This is a genomic window from Pedobacter sp. MC2016-24 (assembly GCF_015223055.1).
In the GTDB taxonomy this organism is placed as follows: Bacteria; Bacteroidota; Bacteroidia; order Sphingobacteriales; family Sphingobacteriaceae; genus Pedobacter.
This window is the reverse complement of the sequence record NZ_JADFBX010000005.1, coordinates 495261-504641: the sequence shown is the minus strand read 5'-3', so window position 1 is coordinate 504641 and position 9381 is coordinate 495261. Positions and strand designations below refer to the sequence as shown.

The window sequence follows — 9381 nt, the reverse complement described above, 5'->3', positions numbered from 1 at the left end:
AGGCCCGGTATGTATACCGGGCCTTTTTCATTCAATCCATAACACCCTATAGGAATTAGATTAATTCCACACTTCTGCTTACAAAGGCAGTTAATTCTGCACCGGTCAGCATTCCTTGTGCCAACAAAGCCAAATCAACAGCTTGTTTCGCAAGCAGACCTTGCTCCTCAGTGTTTTCAGCTTTCAAAATTTTACCGATCAGTTTATGATTTCCGTTGATTGCCACTTTATAGCTATCCGGCATACTGCCATAAAAACCCATTCCACCACCCATTTGTGCCATATCTTTCATGCGGCGCATAAATTCATCCATGGTTACGGTAACCGGTAGCTCTTCTGGATTTAAACCCACAATTTCAACGGTATAGCCTGGTTTGTTGATGGCTTTATCGAAGATTGCAGCAACCTGTTTCGACTGGTCTTCAGTCAACACAGACTCCACATTTTCATCTTTATCAATCAATTTACTCGCTACGCTTGAATCCACGCGCTTTAAAGCTGTCTTCTCTAACTTCTGCTCCAGGTGTTGTACAAAATGATTATCAATCGCTGAGTTCATCAACAAGACATCATAATCCAGTTTGTTGGCCGATTGTATAAAACTGTCCTGCTTAGCAGGATCGTTACTGTAGATGTAAATAACCTGCCCGTTTTTATCGGTTTGAACGTCTTTTACTTTTTCTTTGTACTCTTCTAAAGTAAAATGCTCGTTTTTAGTATTGGTCAATAAGGCGAAGTCTTTAGCTTTATCATTAAATTTATCTTCACTAACCATTCCGTATTTTACGAAAAGACCAATATCAGACCATTTCTCTTCATAAGCTTTACGGTCTTTATTGAACAATTCTGACAACTTATCCGCAACTTTTTTAGTGATATAGCTGTTGATTTTTTTCACATTGCTATCCGCTTGTAAAAAGCTTCTGGAAACATTCAATGGAATATCCGGGGAATCGATCACACCGTGTAGCAACATCAAAAATTCAGGTACAATGTCTTTAACCTCATCTGTAATAAAGACTTGTCGTGAGAACAATTTGATCTTATTACGTTGCATGTCAAAATCATTCTTCACTTTCGGGAAATACAATACTCCAGTCAGGTTAAATGGATAATCCACATTCAGGTGAATCCAGAACAACGGATCCTCAGAGAAAGGATACAATTGCTTATAGAAATCTAAATAATCCTGATCTGACAAATCTGCAGGTGCTTTAGTCCAGATTGGATTGGTTGTATTGATGATATTGTCTACTTCTACCGACTTTGTTTTAGCCTTTCCTTCTTCATCTTCACCGTCAGGCTCCTGAACAGTTTTAGTACCAAACTTGATTGGAACCGGCAAAAACTTACCATATTTATCCAGAATCTCTTCCAGCTTATGTTTGCTCAGGAACTCTTCTGATTCCGCATTCACGTGTAAAATGATTGTCGTTCCACGACTGGTTCTGTTTCCAGCTGATATTTCAAACTCGGTACTTCCATCACAAACCCATTTCGCTGGCTCGGCGCCTTCCTGATAGGATAATGTCTGAATTTCAACCAAATCAGCAACCATAAAGGCAGAATAAAAGCCTAAACCAAATTTACCAATAATTTCGTTGGCATCTTTAGCGTCTTTAAACTTCTCTACAAACTCACTAGCTCCAGAAAAAGCAACCTGATTAATGTATTTTTTAATCTCTTCAGCAGTCATGCCCAACCCATTGTCACTAATCGTAATGGTTTTCTCTGCTTCATCAACAGCAACTTCCACCAATGGATTGCCCAACTCGCCATTATATTGACCCAATGCGGCCAAACGTTTAATCTTTTGTACCGCATCAACGGCATTAGATACAAGCTCTCTTAAAAAGATCTCATTATCTGAATACAGGAATTTCTTAATAATTGGAAAGATGTTTTCCGTGTGAATGGATATACTTCCTTTTTCTTCTATGCTCATGTTTTAACTCATTTTTAAGTACATAGCTATACTATCAATGCCCATTCCAAATCACTTTTTGTTGTCAAATTGACAGTTCGGATTTTGGGAAAAACTGCGGGTGACAATAGAAATATTGCCAACAAACACTACCTTGTCTTAAAATTTTGCTTTCATGAATACTCCTAGATTAAAAACCATGCAGATCATACTTGCTGCATTTTGTTTCTCACAAATTAGTTTTGCACTGGTCACACTGATGTTAAACCAGGAACGCACATTTCTCAGTTTTTCGGTTTCAGCAGAAGACGGTGGACTTTTTCCGCTTTTTCCAATCCTGGGACTGGTGTTCATAGGCATCGGTACATTCCTATTCAAAAGGCAATTGTCAGCAGTCCCAAAAGAAGTTACTGCAGATGAAAAAATTGCAGGATACCAAACCGCGTTTATCATGCGTTGTGCTTTTATTGAAGGCGCTTCTTTAATGAATATAGTCGGTTTTCTAATATCTGGGAACGGAGCATTCTTATTTATTCCGGCTATTGCAATAGCGATGCTCATTGTAAACAGGCCAACCAGGGACGGTATTATAGCTGCGTTAAATTTGAGCTATCCGGATACGGAAAAATTATAATGCCGTGATATATTTCTCCGTACCTTTGACCCCCAATGGAATATAATGTGCACACCTTGCCTAATGGCATTCGCTTACTTCATGTACCTTCTGCCTCCGCGATTTCTCATGCCTGCATCATTGTCAACAGTGGCTCTAGGGATGAGAAGCCAGATAAATCCGGCCTTGCACATTTCATAGAGCACCTGATTTTTAAACGCACAGAGAAACGCAATACCAACCAGATCTTAAACCGGTTGGAAAGTGTTGGCGCTGACCTGAATGCCTATACAACAAAAGAATATACCTGCATTCACGCTTCTTTTCTCAATCCATATCTGGATCGTACTTTAGAACTGTTTAACGACATCGTATTCCATTCTACATTTCCCGAAGAAGAAATGGAAAAAGAAAAAAGCGTCGTATTGGATGAAATCGCATCTTATCTGGATCAACCAGAAGAAGCCATATATGATGATTTTGAAGACCTCGTTTTTACGGGAAATCCTTTGGGTCGAAACATATTGGGCAATACAGATAGTGTCAATGGAATCAGTAAAAAAGATATCCTACAGTTTATTCAGGACAACTACCATACAGATAAAATCATCATTGCAGTACTGGGTAATTATACATTAAACAAAGTGGTAAAAATTGGATCCAGGCATTATGGAGATATACCCGCCAATTTACACCAACCCAGCCGGATAGCCCCAGTAAAAACACAGGCCGTTATACAAAGTTTTCAAAAGCCGATTCAGCAGGCCCACGTCATGTTAGGCGGACAAGCCTACTCCTTGCATCACCCCTACAAAACCGGCTTATTGTTACTAAATAACCTGCTCGGCGGCACCGGAATGAGCTCCATCCTGAACTTGCAAATCCGTGAAAAGTATGGTATCGCCTATACAATTGAATCGGGTTATAGCCCACTAAGTGATACGGGGATTTTCACCGTTTACTTCGGAACCGATAGAGAAAAAGTCAGTAAGGCCTGGTCCCTCATTTCAAAAGAGTTTAAGAAAATAAAAGATCAGCCTTTAACTGAAGTACAATTGCAAAAAGCAAAGAATAGGTTCATAGGCCAAATTGCCCTGGGCGAAGAGAACAGGATAGGGCTAATTATTTCCATGGCAAAAAGCTTGTTGGATTATGATCGGATTGATGACCTTCAAACTGTTTTCAGCCGGATACAAGCCGTAACTACACGCGAAATGGCCGATATATCGAATGAAATATTAGATGAAAGCAATCTTAGTTCCCTAACTTTTTATCCTTTAGCTTAATATTCGTATTTTTGCATCATAAACTCAATACGGGTTTATGTGAAAACAATAATTTATTCTGATGAAATTACCAATTGTAGCTTACGGCGACCCAGTTTTGAGAAAGGTATGCAGCCCTATTGAGCAAGATTACCCGGAACTCAAGCAACTGATCAGCAACATGTTCGACACCATGTACAATGCACATGGCGTAGGCCTGGCTGCTCCACAGATCGGTCTTCCAATTCGCTTGTTTATTGTAGATACCGGCGCAGATGAAGATGACAAAAGTAAGTTCAAACGTGTGTTTATCAATGCAGAAATACTGGAAGAAACAGGCGAGCCATGGGCGTTTAACGAAGGTTGTTTGAGCATTCCTGACATCCGGGAAGATGTATTCAGAAAACCGAACATCCTGATCCGCTATTATGATGAAAACTGGGAACTGCACGAAGAAGCTTTCACAGGGATGCCTGCCCGTGTAATCCAACATGAATATGATCATATTGAGGGTAAATTGTTTACAGACACTTTAGGCCAATTGCGCAAAAGACTATTGAAAGGCCGATTAGATGATATTTCTAAAGGAAATGTAAGGGCCGATTATAAAATGAAATTTCCACAACAAAGCAGACGAAGGTAATTAGTTACTTTCGCTTCTGCTTTTATCTCCTTTAAAAATTGATTGCATCAACTTACCCCATGCAAATGGGTTAAGGAGTGGATTGGTCTGCACCATATTCTTATTCAAAGCACGGTCATGGTTTAAACGGTAATTTATTCCCTGAATCTCCCCCGGATCACGTGGTAAAGTGCGCATCAGACCAGATAAACTCTCCTGAGATAAATTTCTAAGTGCAATGAGGTAGTCATCGTCAGCAATCTTCATCGACATGAAGTCCCGCGTAAAATCCTCTACCGTAGCCCATGGATATACACGAACTGTAGGCAAATTTACGATCTCCGCTTTCATCCTTACCATTGCCGTGTATTTATTATCCTTAACATCGGTAGGGATAGCCATCAATAGATCCCGGTATCCAACGGCAGAATATAAAATCGTATCTCCCGGATGTGCTATAAAAGAAAAATACCCCTTGTAGTTGGCCGCATACCGCTGGCTTTTATTGCTTAAATTGGTGACGGTAACATAAGGAACCAGGGTATTGCTATCCACGTCGGAAATGATTCCGGTAAATTGGATCAATGGTTTTACTCCGGTATTCTGCTGCGCAAATCCCGAAGAAACTAAAAGAAACAATAAAAAGGTTAACGTATACTTCATGGCTCAAAAATAGTTGTTATTTGAATAACAGCTAGTTAAATAGTGTTAAATCATTAAACTGGCTCTACCAGATTCACCGCTTCAACAGCTGTAATTTCGGGAACAGCTTTCATAATCGCTTGTTCAATACCTGCTTTCATCGTCATAAAACTCATTTTACAAGACCCACAGTTACCTAATAATCTCAATCTAACTACATGCTCCGGTGTAATCTCTTCTATCGCAACATCGCCACCATCAGCCACTAAATAAGGGCGAATAGTCTCCAATGCCTGCTCTACTTGTTCTGTTAAATTCATATCGGTAATATTATTAAAATATAAAAATAGTAATTTTTTTCTTAATTAGCAGTCTGCGCATTGTTTATGGCAATCTGCTGAGCAACGCGCCCTGCGATTTCCCCAAATGAAACCGCGATCTTATGGTCAAGATCCAGGGCTATAGGTCTTCCGCTGTCCCCTCCTTCAGTAATGCCTTGAACGATTGGGATTTCACCTAAGAAAGGCACATCAAATGAAGCGGCTAATGCTTTACCCCCATCTTTTCCAAAAATATAATATTTGTTCTCCGGTAATTCCTCAGGTGTAAAATAAGCCATATTCTCAATCACACCCAATACCGGTATATTAATTCCAGGCATTCTGAACATAGCAAGCCCTTTACGGGTATCGGCAAGTGCAACCTGCTGTGGTGTGGTTACAATAACTGCACCAGCAATTGGAAAACTCTGAGTAATCGTGATGTGAATGTCACCTGTTCCCGGAGGAAGATCTACAATAAGGTAGTCCAGTTCACCCCAATCAGCATCATTAAACAATTGTTTGATCGCATTGGAAGCCATTGGTCCACGCCAGGGTACTGGTTGATCTGGGTCTGCAAAAAAGCCAAGGGACAGCAATTTTATCCCATATTTTTCTATTGGTAATATCAATGTTTTTCCGTCTTCGGTTTCTCTCGCACTTGGCTTTGCACCTACCAGATCAAACATGGTTGGTACCGAAGGTCCATAAATATCTGCATCAATAAGTCCTACTTTTGCGCCATCTGCTCCCAAAGCGATAGCCAGGTTACTGGCAACCGTCGACTTTCCAACTCCACCTTTTCCAGATGAAACCAAGATGATGTTGCGGATCGCCTTCAATTGTGTTGTATCCATCGGCTTCGTTACCCTCGAAGTAATGTTGATATTAATTTCCGCATCTGCCGCTACAAAATGTTTAATGGCATTGACACAGGCATTTTTCAACATATCCTTCATTGGACAGGCCGGTGTGGTCAGCTCTAAGGTGAAATTAACTTGCTTATCCTGTATTTTTAAGTCTTTGATCATGTTTAAAGTAACCAGATCTTTTTTAAGATCTGGATCTTCCACATTTCTCAAAGCAGCGAGAACTTGTTCTGGACTAATCATATTGGTCAAATTTAACAAAAGGCCTCCACAATTAATTTTAAATGCTCCTTTTTATTGTAATTTTAACACGAAATAAACATTTGAGTTTAACGTTAGCAATAAAATCTACTTTATAACATGCAGCTTCCTAAAATTAACATCCCTAAAAAATACATTAAGATTGGCGCTTGGGTTATAGGGGTGATCATGATCATATTGATCATTGCCGGTTCCATCGCATACAGTAAAAGAGAAGCGTTATTGAACAAAATGATGGCCAAGGCTATCGCAAAAGCTGATCAGGACTTTGGATTAGACGTCAAAATCGGCGAATATGGGTTCAGTGGGTTCAGCAATGTCCATATGAAAGACATCAGCGTGGTACCAAAAAACCGTGATACCCTAACAACAATTTCAGATCTCACCATTGGTGTAAAACTATGGCCATTGATTTTTGGAGATGTTAAACTGGCAGAAATCAAACTCAATACCGGCAACTTAAACGTTGTTTTTAAAGACTCTTTAAGCAATCTTGATTTTATTCTCAAAAGAAAGAAAAAACAGAACGATGATAAAAAAGACAAAGTTGACCTTTCTGAGCTGGCAAATAATCTTTTAAATCAAATCTTATATAAAATTCCGGATCAGATGTCGGTTAAAAACCTGGTGCTGAAAATCAATGACAATGATACCGCCAAACTTACTTTCCTGACCACCACAGCAACTATTGATGACGGAGAGCTGAAATCAACAATCCTGGTCAATAAAAATGAAGCGACCTGGCACTTTAACGGTACGGTTAAACCTGGCAAAAAACAGTTTGACATCATGTTGTTTGCCGACAACAAAAAAATTGAACTCCCTTATCTTGAACGGAAATTACATGCAAAATTAAGCTTCGATACGGTTAGAACTGAGATGAAAAATGCCGACTACAGTGGCAGTAACTTCAAAATATCAGGATCCTGGTCAGTTAAAAATCTACGCATTAATCACCCTAAAATTTCGGCGCAGGATATTGTTGTCCCTGATGCAAGGATAGAAGCAGATATGCTGGTGGGCAAAAACTTTGTTGCACTTGATAGTTCTTCTACCATCCACCTGAAAAAGGCACAGATTCATCCATACCTTAAATACACCCTTTCTCCTAATAAAGTCTATGAGCTTAAACTAAACGCACCAGATCAGGATGCTCAAGAAGTTCTTAGTGCCTTTCCTCAAGGTTTATTCGAATCGCTTGAAGGAATGAAGGTTTCCGGAAAGATCAGATACGCCTTAAACTTCTACCTGGACAGTGCATTACCTGATAGTGTACAATTTAATTCTTCTTTAACACCAATCAATTTTAAAATATTACGCTGGGGAAAAACCAATTTGCAAAAAATAAATTCAGATTTTATATATACACCTTATGAACGGGGGAAACCCATGAGAGATATTCTGATCGGACCTTCTAATCCCAATTTTACGCCGCTTTCACAAGTATCCAGCAATTTTAAAAATGCAATTCTGACCTCCGAAGACCCCTCATTCTTTAGCCACAAAGGCTTTGTACAGGAGTCTATCCGGAAATCAATCGCCGTTAATTTCAAGGAAAAAAGGTTTGTCAGAGGCGGAAGTACAATTTCCATGCAACTGGTAAAAAACGTATTTCTAAGCCGCCAAAAAACATTATCGAGAAAGGTAGAAGAGATTCTGATCGTCTGGTTGATTGAAAACAACCACCTGGTTACTAAAAACCGTATGCTCGAGGTTTACTTCAACATCATAGAAATGGGACAGAACATCTATGGTATCGGAGAAGCAACCCGCTATTACTTTGGTAAAAGACCTGCAGAACTGAATATAGGAGAAGGGATTTTCCTGGCGAATATTGTTCCAAGACCTAAAATCGCCTTATACAAATTCAATGGTTCGGGTGGACTGAAAGACTATTTATATCCATATTTTAAATACATTGGCAACATCATGGCCAGACGTGGTCTAACACAAAATGACACCAGTGGATATGGCTTCTATAATGTACGGTTAAGAGATGGATTAAGACAATACCTATTGCCTGACTCTGCCAAAATCGACACGAATTCTGTTGATAATGACGATCCTCTTCCTGTAATTGAAACACAGGATGCCTCCAAAAATCTGTTCGACCGCTTATTCGGTCGTGGTAAAAAGGATACTACAGGTACTTTACAAAATAAACCTGATACCCTCCAAAAAACAAAAAAAGAACTCAGACAAGAGCGTAGGGAACAAAGAAGAAAGGAAAAAGAAGAGGCCAAAAATAAGCCTTAATCATCATGACAACGACCATACAAATACACGATCAGACGTTTGAAATTCTGATTCAAAAAGAGAACATCGCCAAAAGAACCCGCCTGATCGGAATCCAGCTGAACCTCGATTATGAAAAGCGTTGCCCAATTTTTATTGGCGTACTAAATGGCTGTTTTCTTTTTATGGCCGATCTGCTAAAAGAAGTAACCATTCCATGTGAAGTCGCCTTTGTAAAGGTGTCGTCTTACCAGGGCACCAATAGCAGCGGTAAAATTAAGGAAACCCTGGGCCTACCGGAAAATCTGCATAACCGCGATATTATTGTTGTGGAAGACATTGTAGATACCGGATTCACGCTCAGCTATCTTTTACAAGCGATCCAGGAACAAAAGCCGGCCTCTGTTAAGGTCTGTTCTCTACTGTTAAAACCAGAAGCCTTAAAAACACCTATTGAAGCGCTTGAATATGTGGGCTTTGAAATTGCTAACGAATTCGTTGTAGGCTATGGACTGGATTACGATGGACTTGGCAGAAACCTCACTGATATCTACAGTGTCAAAACTGTTCTGCCTGCTTTAGCCGAAATGTAATATTTTTTTATCAATTTTGCGAAAACATATATCCCAA

At 39.6% G+C, this 9381-nt stretch carries 9 protein-coding genes; 5 read left to right on the top strand and 4 right to left on the bottom strand.

Annotated features, from left to right (window positions below):
• Positions 1-55: 55 nt before the first annotated feature.
• The gene (gene htpG, locus IM797_RS15450) at positions 56-1945 is read right to left on the bottom strand and encodes a molecular chaperone HtpG (protein WP_228098881.1); all 1890 of its coding nucleotides are present in this window, start codon (positions 1943-1945) and stop codon (positions 56-58) included.
• 154 nt (positions 1946-2099) lie between these two features.
• Here htpG and IM797_RS15445 point away from each other — a divergent pair, with 154 nt between their 5' ends.
• From IM797_RS15445 to def, 3 genes are all read left to right on the top strand, one after another.
• Entirely contained in the window at positions 2100-2558 is a 459-nt protein-coding gene (locus IM797_RS15445) for a hypothetical protein (protein ID WP_194128032.1), read from the top strand.
• Between the two features lie 35 nt (positions 2559-2593).
• A complete protein-coding gene (locus IM797_RS15440; RefSeq protein ID WP_194128031.1) occupies positions 2594-3823 on the top strand; it encodes a pitrilysin family protein in 1230 nt (409 codons plus the stop codon).
• A 61-nt stretch (positions 3824-3884) separates the two neighbouring features.
• Complete coding sequence (gene def, locus IM797_RS15435) at positions 3885-4445, top strand: peptide deformylase (RefSeq protein WP_194128030.1); 561 nt, start codon at positions 3885-3887, stop codon at positions 4443-4445.
• Here the strand turns inward: def and IM797_RS15430 are convergent, their stop codons facing one another.
• From IM797_RS15430 to IM797_RS15420, 3 genes are read right to left on the bottom strand one after another with little or no spacing between them, the layout of a single operon-like run.
• Positions 4446-5087, bottom strand: a complete 642-nt coding sequence (locus tag IM797_RS15430) for a hypothetical protein (protein WP_194128029.1) — start codon at positions 5085-5087, stop codon at positions 4446-4448.
• 53 nt (positions 5088-5140) lie between these two features.
• The gene (locus tag IM797_RS15425; protein WP_194128028.1) at positions 5141-5386 is read right to left on the bottom strand and encodes a NifU family protein; all 246 of its coding nucleotides are present in this window, start codon (positions 5384-5386) and stop codon (positions 5141-5143) included.
• Between the two features lie 41 nt (positions 5387-5427).
• The gene (locus IM797_RS15420) at positions 5428-6498 is read right to left on the bottom strand and encodes an Mrp/NBP35 family ATP-binding protein (protein ID WP_194128027.1); all 1071 of its coding nucleotides are present in this window, start codon (positions 6496-6498) and stop codon (positions 5428-5430) included.
• Positions 6499-6615: 117 nt separating this feature from the next.
• Between IM797_RS15420 and IM797_RS15415 the strand changes: the two genes are divergently transcribed.
• Together IM797_RS15415 and hpt are read left to right on the top strand one after the other, a co-directional pair.
• Positions 6616-8772 carry a biosynthetic peptidoglycan transglycosylase gene (locus IM797_RS15415; protein ID WP_194128026.1) on the top strand — a complete coding sequence of 719 codons (2157 nt, stop codon included), beginning with the start codon at positions 6616-6618 and terminating at the stop codon, positions 8770-8772.
• 5 nt (positions 8773-8777) lie between these two features.
• Positions 8778-9344 (top strand): hypoxanthine phosphoribosyltransferase, encoded by a 567-nt coding sequence (gene hpt, locus IM797_RS15410; RefSeq protein ID WP_194128025.1) that lies wholly within the window; start codon positions 8778-8780, stop codon positions 9342-9344.
• Positions 9345-9381 lie beyond the last annotated feature (37 nt).

Bases quoted from the DNA above. Each gene is read 5' to 3' on its own strand.
- IM797_RS15430 (WP_194128029.1), bottom strand. From the start codon at position 5,087: ATGAAGTATACGTTAACCTTTTTATTGTTTCTTTTAGTTTCTTCGGGA.
- IM797_RS15425 (WP_194128028.1), bottom strand. From the start codon at position 5,386: ATGAATTTAACAGAACAAGTAGAGCAGGCATTGGAGACTATTCGCCCT.
- IM797_RS15415 (WP_194128026.1), top strand. From the start codon at position 6,616: ATGCAGCTTCCTAAAATTAACATCCCTAAAAAATACATTAAGATTGGC.
- IM797_RS15445 (WP_194128032.1), top strand. From the start codon at position 2,100: ATGAATACTCCTAGATTAAAAACCATGCAGATCATACTTGCTGCATTT.
- IM797_RS15440 (WP_194128031.1), top strand. From the start codon at position 2,594: ATGGAATATAATGTGCACACCTTGCCTAATGGCATTCGCTTACTTCAT.
- IM797_RS15420 (WP_194128027.1), bottom strand. From the start codon at position 6,498: ATGATTAGTCCAGAACAAGTTCTCGCTGCTTTGAGAAATGTGGAAGAT.
- def (WP_194128030.1), top strand. From the start codon at position 3,885: ATGAAATTACCAATTGTAGCTTACGGCGACCCAGTTTTGAGAAAGGTA.
- hpt (WP_194128025.1), top strand. From the start codon at position 8,778: ATGACAACGACCATACAAATACACGATCAGACGTTTGAAATTCTGATT.
- htpG (WP_228098881.1), bottom strand. From the start codon at position 1,945: ATGAGCATAGAAGAAAAAGGAAGTATATCCATTCACACGGAAAACATC.